Source organism: Nonomuraea sp. IBHARD001 (assembly GCF_056106265.1).
This window is the reverse complement of sequence record NZ_JBWBBW010000002.1, coordinates 473,672-497,569: the sequence shown is the minus strand read 5'-3', so window position 1 is coordinate 497,569 and position 23,898 is coordinate 473,672. Positions and strand designations below refer to the sequence as shown.

Here is a 23,898-nt window from a genome sequence, read left to right as displayed (position 1 = left end):
TCGGCGCGGCAGGCACCCCCGCGGGCCTGCTGGCCGGCGTCGGCATGCTCTGGTACGTCTGCGCCTGGGTCAGCCCGCGCAGCGCCGCCGTCATCCACCAGCGCCAGCCCATGCGCACGGCCATCGGCCTGTTCGTCGTCGCCGTGTTCGCCAGCTACATCGCCGCGGCGGGACGCGCCCTGGAGACGGTCGAGCTCAACGCCATCGACCGGGGCCTGATCACCGTGCTCGGCTGGACCGGCGTGGTGCTGCTCACGGCCGACAGCATGGACCGCATCGAGAGCCTGGAGAAGGTCCGCAACCGCCTGGTCATCCTCGGCACCGTGCTGGGGCTGATCGGCGTCGTGCAGTACCTGTTCGGCCTGGACATCGCCCAGTACATCCACATCCCGGGACTGTCCCTGCAGGGCGACTACGCCTCCCTGCTGGCACGTGACAATCTGCGCAGGCCCGCAGGCACGTCGCTGCACCCGATCGAGTTCGGCATGGTGCTCGGCCTGCTCGTGCCGCTGGCCATCCACGGCGCCAGGTTCGCCCCCGCCGGGCGCAGGCTGCGGGCCTGGTCCCAGGTGGGCGTCATCGCGATGGCGATGATGATGACCGTCTCCAGGTCGGCCATCCTGGCCCTGCTCATCGGCCTGGTGATCATCATGCCGCTGTGGACCAAGCAGGAGCGCCGCCGGGCCTACCTGGTCGGGGTCGGCTTCATCATCGCCGTGCAGGCCGTGGCGCCCGGCCTGGTCGGCACGCTGCGCCGCCTGGTCGAACGCATCGGCACCGACGGCAGCACCCAATACCGCATCCAGGACTACGACGCGATCCTGTACTACTACCCGCAGTACCCGTGGTTCGGCAGGGGGTTCGCCACCTGGCTGCCCGACCTCTACCGCATCCTGGACAACCAGTACCTGGTGACGCTGCTCGACGTCGGGCTGTTCGGACTGGCCGCGCTGGTCTCGCTGTTCCTGCACGGCATCGTGCTGGGCCGCAGGGCCGCCAAGGCCGCACCCGACGAGCGGACCAAGCATCTGGCCCAGTGCTTCGCCGCGTGCGCGGCCATGGCGGCCTTCACGTTCGGCACCTATGACGCCTTCGCCTTCCCGATGGCCTCGGGGCTGACCTTCCTGCTACTCGGATGCTGCGGAACGGTCTGGCGCCTGGTGCGGATGCCGGACCTCACCGCCAGGAGCAGCAGGGACGAGGTGCTCCCCGACGCCCTGCCCGGCGACGGCATCATCGCCGCCGACGCCCGGATCGGCGGCGACGTCAGAGTCGGCGGCAACCGAGCGCAGTGACCTGACGGTGGCCAGCACCCCTCGCGCCTGTACGGCCAGCCCGGCGGCCAGCGCGAGGCCGGCCAGCGCCAGTGCCAGCGGGTCCCAGGCCACCAGCCGGTCGGCCAGGGCCGCGCAGAGCCCCACGGGCAGCGCGATCGCCAGCGGCACCACGAGCCTGCGCCCGAGCGCCCCGAGCCCGAGACCGGCCCGGCGCAGCTCCCACAGGTAGATCGGCAGGATGACCAGCACGGCGACTGCGAGCTGAGCCGCGGCCGCACCCGGCGCCCCCCACCGATCGGCCCCGACGTACAGCGCGGGCGCCAGCGCCACCAGCCAGACGACCTGAACGGTGAACACCACCCGCGTGCCGCCGATCACCACGAAGTAGTCGTAGACCAGCTCGAACATGATCCGCACCGCCGCCAGCACGGCCAGCCAGACGAGGATCGGCGCCGCACCGGCCCACGGCGTGCCGTACACGAACAGCACGGCCGCGTTCGCCGCCCCGGCGAGCACGAGGCAGACGGGCAGCGTCACGGTGGCCAGCAGCCCCGCCACGGTGACGAAGACGCCACGCATGGCGGGCGGATCGCCCTGCAGTCTGGCCAGGGCGGCGGGCGCCACCTGCCTGACCGGCTGGGAGAACACCGCGACCGGCCAGGCGGCGAGGTTCACCGCGAGGGCGTAGAAGCCCATCTGCATGGGCCCGAGCACCCCGCCGACCACGAACTGGTCGAGGTAGCCCACGCCGAACACCACGATGCTCGACCCGGCCAGCGGCAGCCCGAAGCGCAGCAGCTTGCGGGCCAGACGCGGATCGAAGCCGAAACGCAGCGAGCCGGGCGCGAAGTACACGAACAGCACGGCCGAGACCAGCGCGCCCGCGAGCCGCCCGACGGCCAGGCTCATCGCGCCCATGCCCGCGATCGCCGTGCCGATCGACAGCAGCGAGCCGGTCCAGCCGCCCGCCTGGTCGACGATCATGCGCTTGCCGCCGAGGAAGGCCCGCTGCATCAGCGCGGCGGGGGTGGCGACCACGCCCGAGATGACCACGGTGACGGCCAGCAGTCTGATCACGTCGGTGGCGGCGGGCGCGCCCATGGCCGCGGTGAAGGCCGGAGCCCCCACCCAGCAGACCGCGCAGATGAGCACGCTGGTCAGCACCGAGATGGTCATGACCGTCGGCGCGATCTCCTTGGGGTCGCCGGGCCAGCGCACGATCGCCAGGCTCACCCCGAGCTCGTTGAAGCTCAGCACCGCCATCAGCGCGACCAGCGCGACCGCGAACGTGCCGAACTCCTCGGGCCCGAGGATCCTGGCCAGCGCCACCCCGATCGCGAACGTGCCGAGCTTGGTCGCGACGGTGTTGAGCAGGCTCCAGCCGAGCGCCTTGCCAGCCTTGCCCGCGAGCGAACCGCTCATCGGGCCAGCACCCCGCGCACCAGGGGCCGCAGCCGCGTGCGCAGCGTGCCGCCCGCCAGATCGGCCCCCAGGCGGTGCAGGCCCGTACGGGTCGCCGCGCCCGCCCTGGCCAGTCCGCCGCGCCTGTCGGCCGTCTCGGCCTCGTACAGGGCGATCAGGGTGGCGGTGGCGGACTTCAGGCTGTAGCGGTCGACGACGATCGCACGCGCGTCCGCGCCGAGCGCCGACCTGCGCCGCGCGTCGGCGGCGAGTGCGGCGATCTGCCCGGCGAGCGGGTCGGGTGTGCCGTCGCCGACGCCGTAGAACCCGGCGCCGAAGAAGTGGTCCTTGGTGGAGTCGTCGAACGGCCGGGAGAAACCGCCGATGCCGAGCACGATCAGCGGCTTGCCGAACGACATCGCGCGCAGGGCCGAGCCGCCCATGCCGAGTGCGATGTCGGCGGCGGCGTAGGCGGGCCTGGGGTCGACCAGCGAGCCGGTCATCACGACCGCGGGCCTGCCGAGCCTGTCGTTGACCGCTTCGGCCCGGGCGGCGAGCAGGTCGTAGGAGGGGCCGGCACCGACCACGACCAGTCTGAGCCTGGCGTCGCCGAGCTCGCCCACCGCGGCGATGGCCCGTTCGACGCCCTCCTGCTTCATGTCGGGTTCGAGGCGCGAGACCACGACGACGACCACGTCGCCCTGGGCCAGGCCGTGCGCACGGCGGAAGGCTGCGGCGTCGACGACGGCGGGGTCGTCGGCGTCGGTGTCGACGGGCGGCTCGATCAGGGTGGCCCGCTGGCCCACCGCCTTGGCGCCTTCGACCAGGTCGTGCGTGCCCGCGATGACGTGCATGGTCCTGGGCAGCCAGGTCGGCACCGCCATGGCGTAGACCGTGCCCATGAGCGCGGTGCCCCTGCGCAGGTGCGGGCCGTACAGGCCGTCGAGGATGAGCGGGTACTCGTACAGGTGGGCCAGGTCGGCGCGGCTGCGGGCGGCCAGGGCGGTCAGCGCGGCGGCGACGCTCGGCCGGAAGAGCCCGCCGCGCGGGGGGCGTTCCAGCGGGTGCGGCGCCAGGGTGACCGGCAGGCCACGGTCGCGTGCCAGGTCGACGACGGGGCCGGGCGGGCCGTTGTGCACCGCGAGCAGTTCGACGTGGTGGTCCGCGTCACGGACCCTGGTCGCCAGGTCGAGCGCGTTGAGCTGGCTGCCGCCCAGCTCGGTGTGGTGCAGGCCGACAACGAGCCGCATCAGAGAAGTCCCCCGAAGAAGGTCAGCAGTTCCTCTCGCTGGCGCTCCAGCGAGTAGGTCTCGCGGATGTGGGCGGCGGCCAGCCGCCCGGTGGCCCGCACGGCGGCGGGGTCCTTCTCATACCTTCGGACGGCGTCGTCGGCGACCCTCGCCAGCGCCGCGACATCGCCGTCCTCGACCGGAGCACTGAACTCCGGCAGGAAGAACTCCCTGCCCGCGAGCCCGGTGAACCCCGCCACGTAGCAGCCGGACGCCATCGCCTCGGCTGGCGGCAGCCCGAAGCCCTCCTGCTTGCCGAACGCCAGGAAGATCGGGCACGAGCGCAGCAGCTCGGCCGTCTCGCGCTCGGACCTACCCGCGATCGTCACGACCTCCCAGCCCTCCAGGCTGCCGTGCGCCCGCAGCAGCGCGAGCACCTGGCGGGCGTCGTCGGGCCGCTTGCGCGGCATCAGCGCGACGCGCCGCTCCGGCTCGGCCTCCTGCGGGTGGAACAGCGTGGTGTCGATCGCATTGGTCACCACGCTGACCGGCAGTTCGGGAAAGGCGAAACGCAGGTAGGCGGCGTTGTCGTCGGAGACGCACAACACCGCCTCCAGACGCTCGACCCCCCGGTACGGCGCCGCCACGTCGGGGGCGACGCCGTCGTAGGTCAGATAGGCGTTCTGGTTGAACACCACCAGGCGTGGCCCGATGTCGAGCTCGTTCAGCCAGGGCCCGTGGATCTCCGGCACGACCAGCACGTCCCGCTCGGTCAGCTCGACCGAGGGGGCGCCCACGACCTTGGTGTCGTGGGCGAACCAGCCGCAGGAGAAGCCGTCCTTGCCGTGCAGGACCGCCGCGTCGAAGCCTGCCGCGTTCAGCAGGTCGACGTGGCGGTACACGACCCTGATGCCGCCGCTCGGGATCGGGTAGTCGGGGCAGAGGTAGAACACCCTGCCCCGGCCCTGGCCCGATCCCAGGCGCAGCTTGGGAGGACGGCGGTAACGCCGGGCACGCGCACCAAGTGCCCAGCGGACCGCATCTTTGATCATGGCGTCGGGACGAAGATCACGTCGACCCAATAGTTGGCGGTGGAACCGTTGGTGGGGAATTGGTTCGCTCCGTAGACATAGACGCTGTTCGGACCGTCCTCACCCGATTGGAGCGCACGCAGCGGTGGCGCGTCCACCCCAGCACCGGCGAATGCCCCGGCGTTATAGCTGTAGCGACCGCCCGGTGCGCGGTAGGAGGCCACGTAGGTGGTGCCCGCCGCGATCGTCACCGGCGTGGTGAACGTCACCGTCTGCCAGCCCGCGGCCGACTCGTTGGTGAAGTTCGCCTCGGCCAGCTTGTTGCCGGAGGCGTCCCACAGGGTGCCCACGTGCGGCGAGTCGTTGCCCGGCCCCTTGTAGAACCGCACGCCGGTGATCGTGCCCGCCTGGGAGCTGCGGAACTTCACACCGAGCACCACGCCCGAGCCGTCCGTGGCCGTGCGCACGTCGGGTCGCGCGCTGTCGGGCCAGACCGAGCACGGGCACGCGCCGGTCGGGGCCTTGGCCGTACGGAAGCTCCAGCTCTGGGTGGGCATCGTGTTGCCCGCCAGGTCCTTGACCCCGCTGAGCACCGCCGTGAAGAGGGTGTCGGGCGCGAGCGCGGACGAAGGCGTGAACGACACGGTCTTGGTGCCCGCGTCGTAGGTGAAGCCGCCGGAGACGCCGGTCAGGCCGAAGACGACCGTCGCGGGCTGCACGTCCTCGTTGAACGTCGCCGAGGGGTGCCACGTCGTCGGCACGCTGGTCTCGCCGTCCACCGGGTCCTGCGCGCTCACCTCGGGCGCGATGACGTCGCCCGGCGACGCGGTGGTGAAGATCGGGTCGACCCAGTAGTTGCCGCCCTGGTAGGTGGCGTTCGGGAACTTCCAGGCACCGTAGGCGTAGACGCCGTTGCCCGCCTGCGGGGCCGAAAGCGGGCCGTTGGTGACGCCGCCGCCGGTGAAGTAGTTGGCGGTGATGGCGTACCTGCCGGCGGGCGCCCGGTAGGCCGCCACGTAGGTGGTGGCCGCCTGGACCGCGATCGGCGCCGAGAAGGTCAGCGTCTGCCAGCCCGTCGCCGTCTCGTTGGTGAAGGTACCCGTGGTGAGCTGGGTGCCGTTGCCGGTCCACAGGCCGCCGGTGTGCGTCCCGGTGTTGCCGGGCCCCTTGTAGAAGCGCACGCCGGTCACGTATCCGGCCGTGCTCGGGGTGAAGCGCACGCCCACGTTGACGGCCGCGGCGTCGGTCGAGGCCGCCGTCGCGGGGACCGCGTCGCTCGCCCACAGGGTGCACGGGCAGGCGGCGGTACCTGCTGTGGTGAAGCTCCAGCTGGCCGGGGCCATGCTGTTGGTGGCGGCGTCCGCCGCCCCGCTCACCGCGATCGTGTACGCAGTGGCGACGCCGAGCGGCGCCGACGGGGTGAAGGTGAGCACCTTGTTGGTCACGTCCATCGAGGTCGTGCCCGCCATGGTGATGTCGGCCGAGTCCTTGACCGTGACCGTGGCCCCGGTGACCGGCTCGTTGAACCTCACCACGAGCGGGGCGCCCACATTGACGTTGGTGGCGTCGGTCGAGGGCGAGGAGGAGGCCACGAACGGCGCCGTGGTGTCGGGCGCGTACTCGTAGATGACGTCGACGTAGTAGTTGGTGTTGCCGCTCTGCGTCGGGAAGGTGCGGGCGCCGTACTTGTAGACGCCGTTGCCCCCCGCCTCCGCATAGGGCAGCGCCCGCAGCGGCGGGTTGTCGAAGCCGTTGTTCATCGAGTCGTACTTGGCCGAGTAGAACCCGGTCGTGGTGTGGTACGAGGCCACGTAGGTGATGCCGGGCGACACCGAGATCGGCGAGCTGAACAGCACCTCCTGCCAGCCTTGCGTCGACTCGTTGACGAAGGTGGCCTTGGCCAGCTCCGTGCCGCTCTCCGACCACAGCGTGCCGATGTGCGTCCCGGTGTTGTTGCTGCCCTTGTGGAAGCGCACGCCCTTGACGAACCCGGCCTCGGCGACCTGGAACTTCACCCCGAGCTCGAGCTCGGCGGCGTCGTTGACCTGCATCCAGGTGGGCACGGTGGAGTCGTTCCAGATCGAGCACGGGCACACGCCCGCGACCGGGGTCGGCTTGGCCGTGGTGAAGCTGAAGGTGTACGGCGCGGCCATCACATTGCCGGACAGGTCCGCGGCGCCGCTCACCGACACCGAGTACGTCGTCGCCGGGGTCAGCGCGGCCGACGGGGCGAAGGTGAGGATGGTGCCGGTCCCGTCGAGGCTCGCACTGCCCGCGACCGTCTGCAGCGCCGGGTTCTTGACCGTGACCGTCGCCGTGCCCGGCGCCACCTTCTCGTCGAAGGTGATCGACACCGGCGCCGTGGTCAGGATGCTGGACGCACCCGGGTACGGCACGGCCGCGGTGACGGCGGGCGCCGTGACGTCCGGCGGCTCGACGGTGTGGAAGACGACGTCGACCCAGTAGTTGGTGCCGTTGTACGAGGCCTGCGGGAAGCCTGCGCTGCCCCACTTGTAGACGCCGTTGCCCGTGGAGTCGGGAGCCGACGGCGCGACCAGCGGCGGTGCGGTCAGGCCCTGCTTGCGCAGGGTGTCCTCGTCGTAGGAGTAGCGGCCGGTGGGCGAGAAGACCGACACCAGGTAGGTGGTGTTGGCGTCGACCTGCTTGGCCGTCGGGAAGGTGAGCGTCTGCCAGCCGGAGGCGCTCTCACCGGTGAACGTGCCGGTGGCCATCAGCGTGCCGTCCTGGCGCCACAGGCTGCCGGTGTGGGTGCCGGTGTTGCCGGGGCCCTTGTAGAACTGCACTCCGCCGACCCAGCCGCTGACCTGGGGCTTGAACTTGATGCCCACCTCGAGCGGCGTGGTGTTCTCGCTGTCGTGCTTCTTCGGGGCCGAGGCGTCGCCGAACAGGCCGCAGGGGCAGGCCGCGTTGACGGTGACGCCCGCGCCCGGCACCTCGATGTTGCCCGAGTCGTCCGTCGCCCTCGTCTTCAGGGTCACATTGCCGTTGCCGACGACCGACCAGGTGTAGCTCCAGCTCTCGCGGCCCTGGGCGATGTGCCAGGTGGCGCCGCCGTCGGTGGAGACCTCCACGGCGCCGACCTGGCCGCCGACGTCGGCGGCGGTGCCGCTGACGGTCACCGAGGTGCCGCCTGAGACGGTGGCGCCCGGAACGGGTGAGGTGATCGCCGAGGTGGGCTTGGTGACGTCGGCCGAGGCGGTGGCCGCGGTCAGGTTCCAGTCGGTGCGCAGGCTGGCCGGCTGCGAGCCCATGTCGGCGAACAGGTTGATCGTCGCCTGACGCATCGGCAGCGAGATCGGCGTCTTCACCACGGGCTTGTCGTCCGGGGTACGGCCCCAGTCGTGCTCGTCGTCCAGGCCCCACGACCACTGCACGGTGCCCGCGCCGAACACCAGAGCGCCGCTCGGCGCCTTGTACATCGTCATGTGGTGGGTGGCGCTCTGGTTGGCCGCCGTACGGAAGCCGTAGTCCTGGATGACCTCCTGGCCGGTGTGCGTCGTCGACGACAGGCGGAAGGAGCCGGCCGGCCTGAAGCCGTTGTCCGGGTCCTCGTCCCACTCGTAGCCGAGCACGCCTTCGGGCAGGATCGCGGTCTGGCCGGTGCCGAGAGCGGCGATGCTGGTGCCGCGCCAGAAGCGCATCTTGCCGTCGGCGGCGGGCACCTTCATGTCGGCGTTGCAGCAGTTGACCGTCCAGAGCTGGCCGGTCAGTGAGTTCTCCGGGTAACCGGCGTCGGGGTAGGTGCCGATGCGCGGGTCACGCCAGGTGCCGGTCCACTCGGGCGAGGGGTCGATCTTGGAGCTGGCGCGGGTCTCCTTGTAGGTGACCAGCGTGCGGTACGGGGTGTTGCTGCCGTCGTCGCTGTTCTCCCAGCGGGTCTTCCAGAAGACCTCGTTGCCGCTGAAGAACGCCAGGTGCACTCCGGCGTCCCTGGCCGCCTCGACATTGACGCGCTGCTGCTTGGACCAGTACTCGTCGTGGCCGACCGACAGGAAGGCCTTGTGGTTGGTCAGCAGGTTGCCGCGCCGGTCGGAGTCGATGCCGCTGGTGTAGCTGACGTCGTAGCCGTTGGCCTCGATGAACCTGATCATCGGGTACTCGTTGGCGAACAGGAAGTCGCGGCCCCACGGCGTGCCGGTGCGGGTGGCGAACGGCCGGTTGTAGCTGAGCTTGACCGCCCGGTCGGAGGCGACCTGGCTCGACCCCTTGTAGAAGCTGTTGCCGCCCCAGTCGTTGTAGGCCTGCCACGTGGTGTCGGAGGTCTGGAAGATCAGGTCGGAGGTGCTGGCGTCGTCGCGCACCACGAACACGATGTGGTTGTCGTCGTCGCCGTCGGTGTTGGCGGCGTCCTCGCGCACCAGGTGGGCGACGTAGACGCCGGACACGGCGTCGGACGGCACGGCCCAGCTCGCCGACACGCCCCAGTTGCCGCAGTCCAGCAGTCCGGTCACCGGGCGCTCGACGCACGGCGGCTGGGTCTGCGGCAGCGTCGCCGACGGCTGGACGGTGTCCCACTTGCGGGCCCCGTCGCCGCCGTAGTGGCCGATGCGGTAGATGTCCAGGCGGTAGTCGGTGGACGGCGTGCGGATCTTGAAGTTGATCGTCTGCCCGACGTTGACACTCATGTCGGTGCCGAAGCCCTCGATGGTGTCGCCCCGGCCTTTGTCACGTTCCCATTCACTGGAAGGGGAGCCCGTCTTGGAGTTCTCACAAACGATCTTGCTGCCGCCCGGGTCACACGGACCGGCGGCCATCGCGGACACCGCGGGCGCCTGCACCGCCACCAGTGCCGTCGCACCGAACAGGAACATGCTGGATAAGGCACGCCGGATCTTCATCGGCTACTCACTCGTACAAGGCATCAAGGGATGCAGGGGGCATGGGCAATCAACACAGGCAAGACGCCATGTGAGGCACGTTGGTTTACCTACAACACCAACAGTGCTGAACCGTCACACAAGTCAGTCAGGTACGACTGCTCTCATCCCGTAACCAGGTCGAGTAGTCACCCTTGCGCACGGCCCTTCGCGCGCCCAGCTTGGCCGCCACCGCCATCGCGAGGAAGAAGGCGACCTTGGGCGCGAGCACCGGCCTCGCCTTGGCCATCGCCACCAGGTCGCGCATGCCCGTCTTGGGCCTGCTGACCTGCGAGCTCTGGTCGGCTTGCGAGGTTCCGGTAGCCGTGCGCACCCTCCGGCGCATCAGGTCCCTCAGCGTCCTCGGCGGGTGGATCACCACGGCCGCCTCGTCCACGATCACCGACTCCCCCGGCCCGAAGGCCAGCGCGAACACGAGGTCGTCGCCGATCACCCTCGGCTGTGCGGCCAGCCTGCCACCCCCGGCCTCGTCGACCGCGATCACCCCACGCCCCCACAACCCGTCACGTACGGCGGGCAGCCGCGTCCACACGTCGTAGTACCACCGCACCGACCACGGCCGATCGGCCAGCCGCAGATCCCTGGCGGGCCCGGCCGCGAGCACGTCCGGCTTGCCGAGCGCCTCCACCAGCGCCCTGACCGAGGCCGTGGACAGCTCGATGTCGGCGTCGACGTACAGGCGGGGGTAGCGCAGCGCGGCGGCGTCACCGAGCTTGAGCGCCTCCCACTTGGACGGGACCGGCGTCTCCAGCACGCGCACGCCGTAGCCTTCGGCCACACCGACGGTGTCGTCGGCGCAGCCGTTGGCCACCACGACGATGTCGAACTCGTCGGGATGCGCCTGGGCGAGGAGGCCGTCGAGGAGCCTGGCGATGACCCGCTCTTCGTTGTGCGCGGGAATGACAATGCTTGCCACAAACCGGGAGTATGGTCGCTTCCGTCCTTCTACGCCAGCCGTACCAAGAGAGGGCATTGTCATGAGCGAGCCACGCATCCAGGCCAGCGCCGATGTGGACCCGTCGGCGAAGGTAGGCTCCGGAACCTCCGTCTGGCATCTGGCTCAGATCCGGGAGGGCGCGACGCTCGGCGCCGGATGCATCGTGGGCCGCGGAGCCTATGTCGGGCCCGGCGTCGTCATCGGGGACAACGTCAAGCTGCAGAACTACGCTCTGGTCTACGAACCGGCCGTGCTGGAGGACGGGGTCTTCATCGGACCGGCCGTGGTGCTGACCAACGACATGTATCCGCGTTCGGTCGACGTCGACGGCGGGCTCAAGCGTGACGGCGACTGGGAGGCCGAGGGCGTCGTGGTGCGCGAGGGCGCCTCGGTCGGGGCGCGTGCGGTGATCGTGGCGGGCCGGACGATCGGACGCCACGCCCTGGTCGCCGCCGGGGCCACGGTCACCAAGGACGTGCCCGACTTCGCACTCGTCGCCGGGGTGCCCGCCAGGCGGATCGGCTGGGTCGGCAGGGCGGGCGTGCCGCTACGGGCCGACGCCGAGGGACGGCTGACCTGCCCGAGCACGGGCGAGACCTACACCGAGACCGACGGCGTGCTCACCCTCGACGCCTGAGAGCGCGTCAGGACGTCCAGCCCTTGCTCCACGTGGAGCGGGCCTCCCAGAGCCTGGGCCAGTCGTCGCCCTTGGCGGTCGGCCTGCCCTGGCGCTCGATGCCGGGAGGGGCCATGCGGCGGCTGGCCTTGGCCCGCAGCAGCACTCCGGCCAGCACCAGGCCGACGCCCAGTCGCCTGGTGCCGAAGGGGAAGTGCCTGCGCACGACCGTGGCCTTGCCGGTGAACAGCTTGACCAGCTTGCCGATGCTGGTGGAGGACATGCCGGACGGGTGGAAGAACGGCGCAGCCGCCGTGGCCCTCGGCCGGTAGCCCGCCGCGTGTGCGCGCATGCACAGGTCGGCGTCCTCGCCGTACATGAAGATGCTCTTGTCGAAGCCGCCGAGCTCGGTCCAGATCCGGCGCGAGATGAGCATCAGCGCGCCGGTCACGATCGGCACCTCGCGCTCCTGGCGGGGATCGCCGGACCAGGGCCTGGGCGCCTCCCTGTCGAAGATCGCGCTGCCGGGGAACATCGTGTTGAGCCCGAGCGCGAAGCAGAGAACCGTCCAGGGGGTCGGCCTGCCCCACCACGAGCGCGGGTCGGTCTGGCCGTCCTCGGTGACCATGCGCCCGCCGACGATCCCGGCGCGCGGGTTGCGTTCGGCGCAGTCGAGCAGCGCCCTGACCGAGTCGGCCTCGACCTCGGCGTCGGGATTGACGAACAGCAGGTAGTCGCCCTGCGCGGCGTCGGCGCCCGCGTGGCAGCCTCCGGCGAAGCCGTCGTTGACCCGCCGGTCGACGATCCTGGCCGTGGGAAGCGCCGAGCGCACCACGTCGAGGGTGTCGTCGGTGGAGTCGTTGTCCACGACGACGATCTCCGCCTCCAGCCCGCGAAGCGCTTCGGAGAGCGCTTTCACACTTCCGGTGATGTAGCCGGCGCTGTTGTAAGTCACGATGACGGCGGATAGCTGCACCCGGACAGTGTCTCCCCTTCTGGCAACCATTGGCGACTGTTACCGACAATAGACGGAGATTATGGGACTATCGCCGGGTGAAGCCCCTCGATATCGATGGCGCATGGCGCTATACCCCGCAGATCCACAGTGATTCGCGCGGATCTTTCTACGAATGGTTTCGCGGCGATGAACTCACCAAGGCGATCGGACATCGGTTCGCACTCGCCCAGGCGAACTGCTCGATTTCCCGCAGAGGCGCCCTTCGCGGCGTGCATTTCGCCGAGGTGCCCGTCGGACAGGCCAAATACGTCACGGTACTGACCGGCTCGATCCTCGACGTCGTCGTGGACATCAGGGTCGGCTCGCCCACCTTCGGGCGCTGGGAGGCCGTCAGGCTCGACGCCGTCGAGCGCGAGGGGCTCTACGTCTCCGAAGGGCTCGGACACGCCTTCCTCGCCCTTGAGGACGACACGACGGTGGCCTACCTGTGCTCGCAGCCGTACTCGCCCACGCGTGAGCACGCCGTGCACCCGCTCGACCCCGACCTCGCCATCGCCTGGCCCGCCGACGTCGAGGCGTCGCTGTCGCCCAAGGACTCGGCGGCGCCGAGCCTGCGCGAGGCACGCGAGCAGGGCCTGCTGCCCACCTACGAGGCGTGCGCGAGCTACCTAGAGGAGCTGCGCGGGTGAGCGCCGTGCGCGTCGTCAGGGCGCAGGAGCTCGGTACGGCCGAGCTCGACCGCTGGCGCGAACTCCAGCGCACGCTGCCCGGTCTCGGCAATCCGTTCCTGTCGCCTGAGTTCACCCTCGCGGTGGCGAGGTTCAGGCCGCAGGTCAGGGTCGCGGTGCTGGACGACGGCGCCGGCTTCTTCGCCTACGAGCAGCACCCGCTCGGCCTGGCGCTGCCGGTCGGGGCCGGGTTCAACGACACCCAGGGCGTGATCGCCGAGCGGATGCCGGACCCCAAGGCGATGCTGCGGGCCTGCGGGCTGGCGGTGTGGGAGTTCGACCACCTGCTGTCCGGCCAGTTCCCCGAGCACCACCGCCTCACCCACGCCTCCCCGATCATGGACCTGAGCGAGGGCTTCGCCGTCTACAGCGAGCGCGTGGCCGCCTCGTCGGCCAGGGCGTTCAAGGACACCGCCTACAAGCGCCGCAAGCTGGAGCGCCGGGTCGGCGAGATCACGCACGAGTTCGCCAGCGACGACCCGGACGCCCTGCGGACGCTCATGGAGTGGAAGTCCGACCAGTACCGCCGCACGGGCGCGCTCGACCGCTTCGCCGACCCCTGGTTCCAGGAGTTCGCCACCCATCTGCACGCCCAGCGCAGCGACACCTTCAAGGGCGTGCTGAGCGTGCTGAGCGCCGGAGGCAAGCCGGTCGCCGCGCACTTCGGACTGATGTCGCCCACCGTGCTGGTCAACTGGTTCCCCGCGTACGACCCCGAGTCGGGCGCCTTCTCCCCCGGCCTGCTGCAGCAGCTGGCCATGGCCGAGGACGCGGCCGCGCTCGGCGTCGGGCACATCGACCTGGGCAGGGGCGAGAGCCGCTACAAGGAGCTGCTGAAGACCGGCGACCTGCGCGTGGCCGAAGGCGGCGTCACCCGGGCCTCGGCCACCGCCGCCATCCGCTGGGCCCGCAACGTGCCCACCCGCCTGGCCCGCGACGCCGTACGGCGAAGCCCGGCCCTGCTGAACGGGCTCAAGCGCGTGCGCACGGCCTACCGCAACCGGGGCTGAAGCGGCCGCTGCCGGTCCCCTCAGCCCGAGGGGACCGGGGAGAAGCCGTCCTTCACCAGGAGTTTCGGCGCGCCCGAACCATCGGCGGGCACCGACCACACGTCCGTGCTCTCTCCGCGCAGCTTCGCGTACATGACGGTCTCGTCGTCGAGCCAGGCGGCCTGGTCGTCGACATTGGCGCTCTCGGCCAGGGTCGTCTCGCGCCCGCTCGCCAGGTCGAGCACGTGCAGGCGCCATGGCTTGGCCGCGTCTCCCGTGCGCTTCTTGTAGGCCAGGCGGCTGTTGTCGGGCGAGAGGGAGGGGCACTCGGGGCCCTCCTGGAGCACGTCGATGCGCCGGGCCGAGACCTTGCCCTTGACCAGATAGATCTTCTGGTTCGACGACACCGTCGCGTAGAAGGTGTCGTCGTCGGCCATGAACGTGACACCCCAGAAGTTCGCGTCGATCCAGCGCACCTTCTGCCCGTCCTTGAACAGGCCGAACGTCTCCAGCGTCTGGACGGCCTTGCCGGTGCCCGTGTCGAGCACGCCCGTCCTGGTCGACATGCCGGTGGCCAGGTAGGAGTCGCCGTTGACGAAGACCGTCCACGAGATCATCCGGCCGCTCGCCGACACCCTGGCCCGGCTCGGCACGCCCGGCACCTCGACCCGGCGTACCTCGCGCATGTCCTTGTCGAGCTGCAGGGCGTAGTAGCGGGTGACGGCGCCTCGCTCGGCGAGCAGGCACACGCCGGTCCCGGCGGCGGCGTAGAAGCGCGAGCAGGCCAGCGGGGCCACCTCACGCTCGTCCCTGCCCATCCTGGCGGCCACGACGTGCCCGGAGCCCGAGCCCGCCGTCGAGATCATCCGCAGCGTGCCCGTCGCGCCGGTCAGCGGCACCGGAGCGAACGTCGGCGGCGCCGATGCCGCCGGAGCCTGCCGTTCGGCCGCCAGCAGCACGTACCCGACCCCGGCGGCGACCAGCGCCAGCACACAGACCAGCAGCACCACGACCCGCCCGCGCCCACTCACCGCGTCCCCCTCAGCAGAGGTACGGCCAGCCCGAGCGAGACCAGCAACGCGCCCGCCATCGCCCACACGGCCACCGAAGGCTCGGCGAGCGACCACAACGCGCCGAACAACCACGCCGACGCCATGCCCGCCAGCGCCTGCCCCGTCTGCACGACCGCGATGCCGGTCGCCCGCTGCTCCTCGGGCAGCAGCGGCCCGACCAGGGCGCTGACCACACCGTCGGTGGCCGCGTAGCCGAGCCCGCGCAGGGCGAGCACCGCCACCGCGAGCACAGGGCCCGTTCCCATCTCCGTCACGAGCAGAAGGTAACAGCCCAGAACCGCGACATATCCCCCGATCAGTACCTTCCCCCTGCCCACCCGGTCGGCGAGCCTGCCCATCGGGATCGCCGCCAGCAGATAGGCGGCGGCCACCGCGACGGGAAGCAGCGGCAGCCAGCCGACCGGCAGGTCGAGGGTGCGCTGCAGCAGCAGATAGAGGAAGGAGTCGCTGATCGTCGCCAGCGACAGCGGCAGCACCGCGATCGTCACCCGGCGGAAGGGCCCCGGCCCGAGCAGCCGCATGGCCGATCGTAAGGTCACCGTGCGCCGCCGCTCCGGCGTCAGGCCCGCCGGCTCCCTGACGAACAGCATGAGCACCACGACGCCGAGCGCCGCCACGCAGAAGCTGACGAAGAACACCGCGTCGTAGGCCTCGACGGCCAGCCACAACACACCGAAGGCGGCCAGCGGCCCGAGCAGCGCCCCGGCCGTGTCCAGCGCCCGGTGCAGGCCGAAGGCTCGGCCCTGCCGGTCGGGCGGCGCGCTGAGCGAGATCATCGCGTCGCGGGGCGCGGTGCGCACCCCCTTGCCCAGCCGGTCCAGGCCGATCATCACACCGAGCAGCGGCACCGAGGAACCCGCGGCGAGGAAGCCGAGCTTGGTCACGGCCGAGAGCCCGTAGCCCGCGCCCGCGACCGGTTTGCGGCGCCCGAACCGGTCGGCGACATGCCCTCCGGCCAGTCTGAGGATCGCCGACGCCCCGGTGTAGAGCCCGTCGAGCAGGCCGAACTGCAGCGGGCTCAGGCCCAGGCCGTAGATCAGATAGAGCGGCAGGATCGCGGTGACCATCTCGGAGGAGATGTCGGTGAAGAAGCTGACCATGCCGAGCGCGGCGACATTGCCCGCGATCAGCTTGCCGGTGGCCGCCACCTTCGGGGTGTCGGCCGACCGGCTCTCCGACAGGTACTTCACCCCCGACCGGCCAGTCCGGGCCAGGCCTCGTCCAGTGCCTCACGCCAGTCACGCATCGGGGGGAGCCCGGCCTGCGCCCATCGGGCATGGCCGAGCACGCTGTAGGCCGGTCTCGGCGCCGGGCGCGCGTAGGCGGCGGCGCCGGTCGGCCTGACGCGTGCCGGGTCGTGGCCAAGGCGGGTGAACACCTCGCGGGCCAGGTCGTACCAGGTGGCCAGGCCCGAGGCCGTGCCGTGGTAGATCCCGGCGGGCGCGCCCGCGTGCACCAGGTCGACCAGGCGGCGCGACAGGTCGACGCTCCAGGTGGGCTGACCGTGCTGGTCGCTGACCACGTCGACGGTGGGCCGCTCGCCCGCCAGCCTGATCATCGTGTGCACGAAGCTGGGACCCCTCGTGCCGTAGAGCCAGGCCGTACGGACCACGTAGCCGGAGTCCGGAAGCGCCGAGAGCACGGCGAGCTCGCCTGCCAGCTTGGTACGGCCGTAGGCGTTGATCGGCGCGGTCGGGGCGTACTCGGCGTAGGGCTCGTCGGCGCCGCCGTCGAAGACGTAGTCGGTCGAAGGGTGCACGAGGCGCACGCCGAACTCCGCGCACGCCGCCGCGATCGTCGCCACGGCCGTGCCGTTGACGGCGTGGGCCCGCTCCTCCATCGTCTCGGCGTCGTCGACGGCGGTCCAGGCGGCGCAGTTCACCACGACGTCCGGCTTGGCCTCGGCCAGTGCGTCGCGCACCTGGGCGGGGTCGCACACGTCGAGGTCGGCCCTGCCGTACCCGGCGACCTCGGTGCTGTCGTCGCGGGAGAGCAGGAGGGCGAGCAGGTCGGCGCCGAGCATGCCGGTGGCGCCGGTGATGAGCCAGCGGGTCACTTCAGCGGTTCCCACCAGGAGGCGTTGTCGGAGTACCAGGCCACGGTCGCGGCCAGGCCTTCGTCGAACCCGACCGACGGCCGGTAGCCCAGGCCCCGCAGCTTGGCGTCGTCGAGGGAGTACCTGCGGTCGTGGCCCTTGCGGTCGGCCACGGTCTCGACCATGTCCCAACCGGCCCCGCACGCCTCGAGCAGCCGTGCCGTGAGCTCCTTGTTGGTCAGCTCGGCCGTGCCCGCGATGTGGTAGACCTCGCCCGCCGCCCCGCTCTCGGCGACGAGCTGGATGCCCGCGCAGTGGTCGGAGACGTGCACCCAGTCGCGTACGTTGCCGCCGTCGCCGTACAGCGGGACCTTCAGGCCGCGCAGCAGGTTGGTGACGAACAGCGGGACGACCTTCTCCGGGAACTGGTAGTGCCCGTAGTTGTTGCCGCACCTGGTGATCGACACCGGCAGCCCGTGCGTGACCCCGTAGGCCGCCGCGATGAGGTCACCGCCCGCCTTGGCCGCCGAGTACGGCGAGCGCGGGCGCAGCGGCGCGTCCTCGGCCCACGAGCCCTCGTCGATCGAGCCGTAGACCTCGTCGGTCGAGATCTGCACGACCTTGGGCGTGCCGGCGTCGAGGCAGGCCTGCATGAGCACCTGGGTGCCGAGCACATTGGTCCTGACGAACTCGGCCGCCCCGTCGATCGACCTGTCGACATGCGACTCGGCGGCGAAGTTGAGCACGAGGTCGTGCCCCGGCACCACGTCGGCCAGCAGCGAGGCGTCGCCGATGTCACCCTTGACGAAGTCGAAACGCCCGGCGACCGGGTCGAGGTTGGCCAGGTTTCCGGCATAGGTGAGCTTGTCCAGCACGGTGACCCGCGCACCGGCGAAGGCCGGGTAGCCGCCGGACACGAGGGTGCGCACATAGTGCGAGCCGATGAATCCGGCGCCGCCGGTGACGAGAATTCTCATGAACTGATCTGAACCTTGCTGTGGTCGCCGAGCACCAGCCGGTGTGCTCGGGGGATGGCGGGCGCCGCGGTGACGTCCACGTCGTGGCCGATGAGCGAGGCCTCGATGCGGCCGACGCCGGAGATGGAGGCGCGGGGCAGCAGGATGGAGTACTCGATCTCGCTGGCACTCACCGAGCACTCGGCGGCGATCGAGGTGAACGGGCCGACATAGGAGTCGCGCACGGTGGCTCCGGCGCCGACGACGACGGGCCCGACGATACGCGAGCCGCGCACGGTGGCGCCCGCCTCGACGACGACGCGCCCGATCAGTTCGGAGGCGTCGTCCACGTCGCCGTCGATCCTCGGCTCGAGCGACTCCAGCACCAGCCTGTTGACCTCCAGCATGTCGGTGACGTTGCCGGTGTCCTTCCAGTAGCCGGAGATGATCGTGGAGTCGACCTCGTGCCCGGCGTCGATGAGCCCCTGGATCGCGTCGGTGATCTCCAGTTCGCCGCGCCACGACGGCTTGAGCTCCTCGACCGCCGCGTGCACGAGCGGCGTGAAGAGGTAGACGCCGACCAGGGCCAGGTCGCTCTTGGGCCGCTGCGGCTTCTCCTCAAGACCGATCACCCGGCCGGAGCCGTCGAGCTCGGCCACGCCGAACTGCCTGGCGTCGGGCACGGTGGTGAGCATGATCTGGGCGGCGGGCCGCTCGGCGCGGAAACGCTCGACCAGATCGGCGATGCCGCCGACGATGAAGTTGTCGCCGAGGTACATGACGAAGTCGTCGTCGCCCAGGTACTCCCTGGCGATGAGCACGGCATGCGCCAGGCCGAGCGGCGCGTCCTGGCGCAGGTAGGTGACGTTCAGCCCGAGGGCGGACCCGTCGCCGACCGCGGCCTCGATCTCGGCCTGGGTGTCGCCGACCACGACGCCCACCTCGGTGATGCCCGCCTGGGCGATGGCCTCGAGCCCGTAGAACAGCACGGGCTTGTTGGCCACCGGGACCAGTTGCTTGGCCGAGGTGTGCGTGATGGGCCGCAGGCGGGTGCCGGAGCCGCCCGCCAGTACGAGAGCCTTCACGTCAGTAGGCTCCTTCCCCGGTCACGACCGCTGACCAGGTCTTCCAGAGGATCTGCAGGTCGAGGATGAGCGACCAGTTCTCCACGTATCGTAGGTCCAACCTGACCGACTCCTCCCACGAAAGGTCGGATCGGCCGCTCACCTGCCACAGTCCGGTCATGCCCGGCTTGACGACGAGCCTCCTGCGGACGTCGATGCCGTACTGGGCGACCTCGTCGGGCAGCGGCGGGCGCGGGCCCACCAGCGACATGTCGCCGCGCATCACATTGAACAACTGCGGCAGTTCGTCGAGGGAGTATCTGCGCAGGAACGCTCCGACCCGTGTGATGCGTGGATCGTTCCGCATCTTGAAGAGCACGCCGTCGAACTCGTTGGACTCCAGCAGGTTCACCTTGAGGTGTTCGGCGTTGACCACCATCGTGCGGAACTTGACGACCTTGAACTCGCGGCCGTCGCGCCCGACCCTGGTCTGCAGGAAGAACGCCGGTCCCTTGCTGGTGGACCTGATGAGCGCGACGATCGCGAGCATCGGCAGACCGAGCAGCACGAGCAGCAGGCCGCCCGCGAGCACGTCGAAGATGCGCTTGACCATCCTGCGGAACCCGCCGAACTCCGGGTGCTGCACGTACAGCAGCGGCATGCCCGCGACCGGCCTGATGCTGGTCCTCGGTCCGGCCACGTCCATGAGCGCCGGAGCCACGAACAGGTCGGTGCCCTCGGCCTCCAGGTCCCAGGCGAGCCTGCGCAGCGCGTCGCCGTGCAGTTCCGGGCAGGCGAGCACGGCGACGGCGTCGGCGGACACCTTGTCCACCACCGCGGCCACGTCGGCGAACTCACCCAGCACCGGAATGCCGTCGACATCCAGCCCGCTCACCGGGTACTGCCCGGCGGGCAGGCACGCGGCCACGACCTTCATGCCGTGGTACGGCTGCCGCCTGAACTGCATGACCAGGTCCATCACCGATGCCCTGTGCCCGACGGCGACCACCCTGCGCAGGTAGCGGCCCTCCATCCGGCGCCTGTGCAGCCGCTTGCGCATGCGGAAGCGGAACAGCAGGGTCAGCGCCGCCGCGAGCGGCAGCATGGCCAGCACGAAGCTGCGTGCGACGTTCCACTGAGTGGCGTAGGCCGTGATCGCAGTGACCGCCATCAGCCCGAGACCCCCCTCGGCTACGGCACGGAACTCCTCACTGCCCTCACCGTGCAGCCTCTCCCGATACGCCCCTCCGAGCGTCATCGCGAGCGGCCACACCGCGGCCAGGCCCAGCGCCAGCGCGTACTCGACACCGGGGATGTACTCGCCGGTGTAGGACCGCACTCCCAGCACGATCGCCGCAGCCAGAGCGGCGTTCGCGACATCTCCCAGCACCAGTAATCGAACGTACGATCTTGTCCAGATCGTCGATGTACCGCGTGCCACCATGACAGGCAGCACCTCGGATTCTCGTAGCGCCACGCTCCACCCCACCCCTGTGATGCACCAAGCTTGCGCTACAGGACGCACCATGCGCCCCATAGGTTCACATCCGTCGCACAGACATCGACGATGTGACCCATAAAAATACTAAAGATCGAGTTTGAACTACGGAACAACTTAAACTGGCCACATTCGGCCTTATGGTCTACTTTCCCCTCACCCGCCAGGCGTGTACAGGAAACAGCAGCGGGGTGTGCACACCGTGTTCACGGCGGCACACCCCGCTGCTGGGGACCTGCGGTATGAGCTAGGGATTCACCGGCTGGCCGGTGTCCTCCCACACGTTTCCGCTCCAGACACTGCCCACGGCCGACTTGTCAAAGTAAGTTACCGGGCCGTAATAACCGCACTTCGGATAGAGCCTGCGACTGAACACGTTGTCGCGGACCACGACATTGCGCGGGATGTTCTCGTGGTTGGCATGCGCGGCGCCGCCGTAGAGGCAGTAGCCGCCGCCGGCGATGAGGTTGCGCTCGACCGTCACGTCGTGGATCGGCCCGAAGGAGCCGCCCAGGATGATCGCACTGGTCTGGCCGACGTTGTTGAAGATGGTGTTGCCCCGGATCACCAGCGAGCCCGATCCGTTGGAGCCGTTGTTCTGCACACCGTCGACGTGGTCGCCGGGGAACTCCTTGAGGTCGTGGATGTAGTTGCCCTCAAGCAGGCCGCGCTCACCCATGAAGCCGTCGGTCGCCAGGTGGATGTTGTTGCCGCGGACGGTGATCATGCCGTTGCCGGCGTTCTTGACCGCCACACCCAGCCGGTCGCGGCCGTTGCCCTTGATCTCGCAGTTCTCCACGGTCAGGTTGGTGGCGCCCTCCCGGAGCTGGATGCCCCAGTAGCCCGCTGTGGTGATCTTGCAGTTGCGGATCGTCACATTGTCGGCGTAGACGTCGAAGCCGTCCGACACCTCCACGCCGTCGAAGACCGCGCCGTTCTCCCTGACCTCGCCGCCCCTGATCTGGCGGAAGCTCGTGGTCTTGGGGCCGGTGTTGTTCTCGTTGGGGAAGTCACCCGTGGGCGGCTTCGTGGGTTCCGTGGTGAACGTCGGCGTCGGCCTCGGCGTGCTGGAGCGCGTCGCGGTCGGCGAGGACGAAGGCCTCGGGGTCGTCGTGGTGGGCGAGGGCCTCGGCGTCGAGGCCGTCGGCGACGGGCTCGGCGTTGCGGACTGCTCGCGCGTCGGCGACACCGAAGGCGCGGGCGTGCCCGGCGTCGAGGTCTCGGTCGGCGTCGAGCTCGTCGAGGGCTCGGCCGTCGCGGGAGGCTCGGTCGTGGCCGGAGGCGGCCCGTCGGTCGTGCGCGTCACGCTCGGCTGCGGCTCGGGCTCGTTCGGCTTGGGCCACTGGCCCACCCGGCTCCACACGCTGTAGGTGAACACCACGTCGGCGTAGTAGCTGTAGCCCTTGGGGTTGACCTGGGCGGGGAAGACTCCCGACTTCCCGTAGCCGAACACACCGGCCTGCGCCTTGATCGGACCCGAGTTGACCTCGCCGCCGTTCGCGAACACACCCGACTGTGCCACATAGGCGCCGGCGGAGCTGTGGAAGGAGACGGTGTAGAGCCTGCCGGGCTTGAGTGTGACCGGCTTGTCCAAGGTGGCCTGCTGCCAGCCCGACCGGGATTCGCCGCGGAAGGTGGCCCTGGACAGGACCTGACCGTCGGCGTCCCAGATGGTGCCGACGTGACGGCCCCTGTCCTGGTCGTTCTTGAAGAAACGGATGCCCTTGGCGACACCTTGCCTGTTGACGGCGAACCTGGTGCCGAGCTCGACGGGGCCGCCGTCCTTGACGGGAGTCGCACGCCTGACGTTCTTACGCTCCCAGATGCTGGTCTGAACGCTCTTGCGCTCCCAGGACACTGGTTTGGCCGATTCGACGCTCGGTGGCTCGGCCTTGCCGGCATCGAGGACGATGACCGTGGCCGCCACAGACGCAGAGGCTGCCGCCACGGCCACAAGCACCATGGTCCCCCGTCTTCGGCGTGGCGTACCACGACGAGAGGTGGGTTTCTTCCATTGCACGGTGGAACCTCCGCATACAGATGCAGGGGAGAGCCGATGACTGCAGCGGACATCTTTGCACCATGAATCACAGGAGTGCATCTTTTTGGTGATATTTAGTCGGAAGCATTCTGGGTACACCGCCGTTTTCCTGCGGTGATGGAGATCACGATTTGGCTTAGTCGTACTCCAAGTCCGGAAGTGTGCCCGGTGGATCGGGGCTTCGCCACACCACGACGGCGCCGTCGTCGGCCACTACCACGGCCGAGGTGAGGCGTTCAAGATCGAAATCCGGCAGATAGCGGAGCCGGGCGAGAAAGGTGGCATCGATCGCCGAGCGCGGTACCACGCAGACTTCCCCGTCGCGGTCCAGGAGGATGTAGAGGACGTCGGCGCCCGCCTCGGCCGCGTCCTCGGCGGCGACGCGCACCTCGACCACGTCCTCCCATGCGAGGGCCTCGACGCTGCCGTCGGCGTAGTGACGGGTGACGCCCTCTTCTGTCACGTATACATAGGAGTCCGGCATCGCGTTGCCGTGCATGGCCGCAATCCTGACTAGTTCAGGGCACTCCATGCAAGGTTTGCGCACCCCAGGAATGGTCGAGATGAGCCACCATCGCGGCCCTCGCCTGGTCGAGCGGCCCTTCGGCCAGCACGTCGAGCAGCTCCCTGTGCTCGGCGACCAGGACGTCGCGATCCTCGTAGACGCGGCGCAGTCCCACCAGGCCGAGCCTGGTCTCCACGGCCAGCGCGGAGTACAGGCGTTCCAGCCTCGGGCTGCCGACCGCGAGGATCAGGGCGGCGTGCAGGTCCATGTGCGCGGCCACGACCTGGGCCCACGGCACCTCGGCCGGAAGATCGGCCATCCGGGCCAGCGCCGCCTCCGCGCCCTCGACCCTGCGGCCGTTGACGGCCTGGACCATGAGGTCTTCGAGGGGCCGCCGCACGTACATCAGGTCGTCGAGATCGGCCGGGGTCACCACGGCGACGTGCGCGCTGCGGTTGCGTTCGCGGCGCAGCAGCCCCTCGTGCACGAGGGCCGAGAGCGCCTCACGCACGGTCGGCCTGGCCAGGCCGTACTGGGCGGCGATCTCCTGCTCGGGCAGCGGGCGGCCGGGCTCGATCTCGCCGGAGAGCACGCGCTCGCGCAGTGCGTCGGCGAGGGCGTCGACCGCGGAGACCTGGCGTAGAGGAAGGGGCACGGGGACG

General features: G+C 70.1%; 18 protein-coding genes and 1 pseudogene. 4 read left to right on the top strand and 15 right to left on the bottom strand.

Features of this window, described 5'->3' with window-relative positions; genetic code table 11:
* Nucleotides 1-44 precede the first annotated feature (44 nt).
* Nucleotides 45-941: pseudogene (locus ACTWNK_RS04455) on the top strand (O-antigen ligase family protein); the annotation flags it as partial.
* 186 nt (nt 942-1,127) lie between these two features.
* Here the strand turns inward: ACTWNK_RS04455 and ACTWNK_RS04450 are convergent.
* From ACTWNK_RS04450 to ACTWNK_RS04430, 5 genes are all read right to left on the bottom strand, one after another.
* Nucleotides 1,128-2,699 (bottom strand): lipopolysaccharide biosynthesis protein, encoded by a 1,572-nt coding sequence (locus ACTWNK_RS04450; protein WP_474302227.1) that lies wholly within the window; start codon nt 2,697-2,699, stop codon nt 1,128-1,130.
* Nucleotides 2,696-3,928, bottom strand: a complete 1,233-nt coding sequence (locus ACTWNK_RS04445) for a glycosyltransferase (RefSeq protein WP_474302226.1) — start codon at nt 3,926-3,928, stop codon at nt 2,696-2,698. Before ACTWNK_RS04445 ends, ACTWNK_RS04450 begins: the two co-directional genes overlap by 4 nt.
* Nucleotides 3,928-4,959 (bottom strand): glycosyltransferase family 4 protein, encoded by a 1,032-nt coding sequence (locus tag ACTWNK_RS04440; RefSeq protein ID WP_474302225.1) that lies wholly within the window; start codon nt 4,957-4,959, stop codon nt 3,928-3,930. Before ACTWNK_RS04440 ends, ACTWNK_RS04445 begins: the two co-directional genes overlap by 1 nt.
* Nucleotides 4,956-9,797, bottom strand: coding sequence for a DUF4082 domain-containing protein (locus tag ACTWNK_RS04435; protein ID WP_474302224.1), 4,842 nt, complete (start codon nt 9,795-9,797; stop codon nt 4,956-4,958). Before ACTWNK_RS04435 ends, ACTWNK_RS04440 begins: the two co-directional genes overlap by 4 nt.
* Before the next feature lie 127 nt (nt 9,798-9,924).
* Nucleotides 9,925-10,752 (bottom strand): glycosyltransferase family 2 protein, encoded by an 828-nt coding sequence (locus ACTWNK_RS04430; RefSeq protein ID WP_474302223.1) that lies wholly within the window; start codon nt 10,750-10,752, stop codon nt 9,925-9,927.
* Between the two features lie 61 nt (nt 10,753-10,813).
* Between ACTWNK_RS04430 and ACTWNK_RS04425 the strand changes: the two genes are divergently transcribed.
* The gene (locus tag ACTWNK_RS04425; RefSeq protein WP_474302222.1) at nt 10,814-11,410 is read left to right on the top strand and encodes an acyltransferase; all 597 of its coding nucleotides are present in this window, start codon (nt 10,814-10,816) and stop codon (nt 11,408-11,410) included.
* A 7-nt stretch (nt 11,411-11,417) separates the two neighbouring features.
* Here ACTWNK_RS04425 and ACTWNK_RS04420 read toward each other — a convergent pair whose 3' ends face one another.
* Entirely contained in the window at nt 11,418-12,395 is a 978-nt protein-coding gene (locus ACTWNK_RS04420) for a glycosyltransferase family 2 protein (RefSeq protein ID WP_474302221.1), read from the bottom strand.
* Nucleotides 12,396-12,442: 47 nt separating this feature from the next.
* Between ACTWNK_RS04420 and ACTWNK_RS04415 the strand changes: the two genes are divergently transcribed.
* Nucleotides 12,443-13,036: a dTDP-4-dehydrorhamnose 3,5-epimerase family protein gene (locus tag ACTWNK_RS04415; protein WP_474302220.1), complete on the top strand. Its 594-nt coding sequence runs from the start codon at nt 12,443-12,445 to the stop codon at nt 13,034-13,036.
* A complete protein-coding gene (locus tag ACTWNK_RS04410) occupies nt 13,033-14,085 on the top strand; it encodes a GNAT family N-acetyltransferase (RefSeq protein ID WP_474302219.1) in 1,053 nt (350 codons plus the stop codon). The genes ACTWNK_RS04415 and ACTWNK_RS04410 overlap by 4 nt, the downstream gene beginning before the upstream one ends.
* Nucleotides 14,086-14,105: 20 nt before the next feature.
* Here the strand turns inward: ACTWNK_RS04410 and ACTWNK_RS04405 are convergent, their stop codons facing one another.
* From ACTWNK_RS04405 to ACTWNK_RS04365, 9 genes are all read right to left on the bottom strand, one after another.
* The gene (locus ACTWNK_RS04405) at nt 14,106-15,095 is read right to left on the bottom strand and encodes a TolB family protein (RefSeq protein WP_474302218.1); all 990 of its coding nucleotides are present in this window, start codon (nt 15,093-15,095) and stop codon (nt 14,106-14,108) included.
* A complete protein-coding gene (locus ACTWNK_RS04400; protein WP_474302217.1) occupies nt 15,092-16,327 on the bottom strand; it encodes an MFS transporter in 1,236 nt (411 codons plus the stop codon). Before ACTWNK_RS04400 ends, ACTWNK_RS04405 begins: the two co-directional genes overlap by 4 nt.
* A complete protein-coding gene (gene rfbD, locus ACTWNK_RS04395) occupies nt 16,324-17,193 on the bottom strand; it encodes a dTDP-4-dehydrorhamnose reductase (protein ID WP_474302216.1) in 870 nt (289 codons plus the stop codon). Before rfbD ends, ACTWNK_RS04400 begins: the two co-directional genes overlap by 4 nt.
* Nucleotides 17,190-18,149 (bottom strand): dTDP-glucose 4,6-dehydratase, encoded by a 960-nt coding sequence (gene rfbB, locus ACTWNK_RS04390; RefSeq protein WP_474302215.1) that lies wholly within the window; start codon nt 18,147-18,149, stop codon nt 17,190-17,192. The genes rfbD and rfbB overlap by 4 nt, the downstream gene beginning before the upstream one ends.
* The gene (locus ACTWNK_RS04385; protein WP_474302214.1) at nt 18,146-19,213 is read right to left on the bottom strand and encodes a glucose-1-phosphate thymidylyltransferase; all 1,068 of its coding nucleotides are present in this window, start codon (nt 19,211-19,213) and stop codon (nt 18,146-18,148) included. The genes rfbB and ACTWNK_RS04385 overlap by 4 nt, the downstream gene beginning before the upstream one ends.
* 1 nt (nt 19,214) lies before the next feature.
* Nucleotides 19,215-20,636 carry a sugar transferase gene (locus ACTWNK_RS04380; RefSeq protein WP_474302213.1) on the bottom strand — a complete coding sequence of 474 codons (1,422 nt, stop codon included), beginning with the start codon at nt 20,634-20,636 and terminating at the stop codon, nt 19,215-19,217.
* A 301-nt stretch (nt 20,637-20,937) separates the two neighbouring features.
* The gene (locus tag ACTWNK_RS04375) at nt 20,938-22,617 is read right to left on the bottom strand and encodes a DUF4082 domain-containing protein (RefSeq protein WP_474302212.1); all 1,680 of its coding nucleotides are present in this window, start codon (nt 22,615-22,617) and stop codon (nt 20,938-20,940) included.
* A 250-nt stretch (nt 22,618-22,867) separates the two neighbouring features.
* Nucleotides 22,868-23,230 carry a hypothetical protein gene (locus tag ACTWNK_RS04370; RefSeq protein ID WP_474302211.1) on the bottom strand — a complete coding sequence of 121 codons (363 nt, stop codon included), beginning with the start codon at nt 23,228-23,230 and terminating at the stop codon, nt 22,868-22,870.
* A gap of 19 nt (nt 23,231-23,249) precedes the next feature.
* Nucleotides 23,250-23,891 carry a GntR family transcriptional regulator gene (locus ACTWNK_RS04365; protein WP_474302210.1) on the bottom strand — a complete coding sequence of 214 codons (642 nt, stop codon included), beginning with the start codon at nt 23,889-23,891 and terminating at the stop codon, nt 23,250-23,252.
* Nucleotides 23,892-23,898 lie beyond the last annotated feature (7 nt).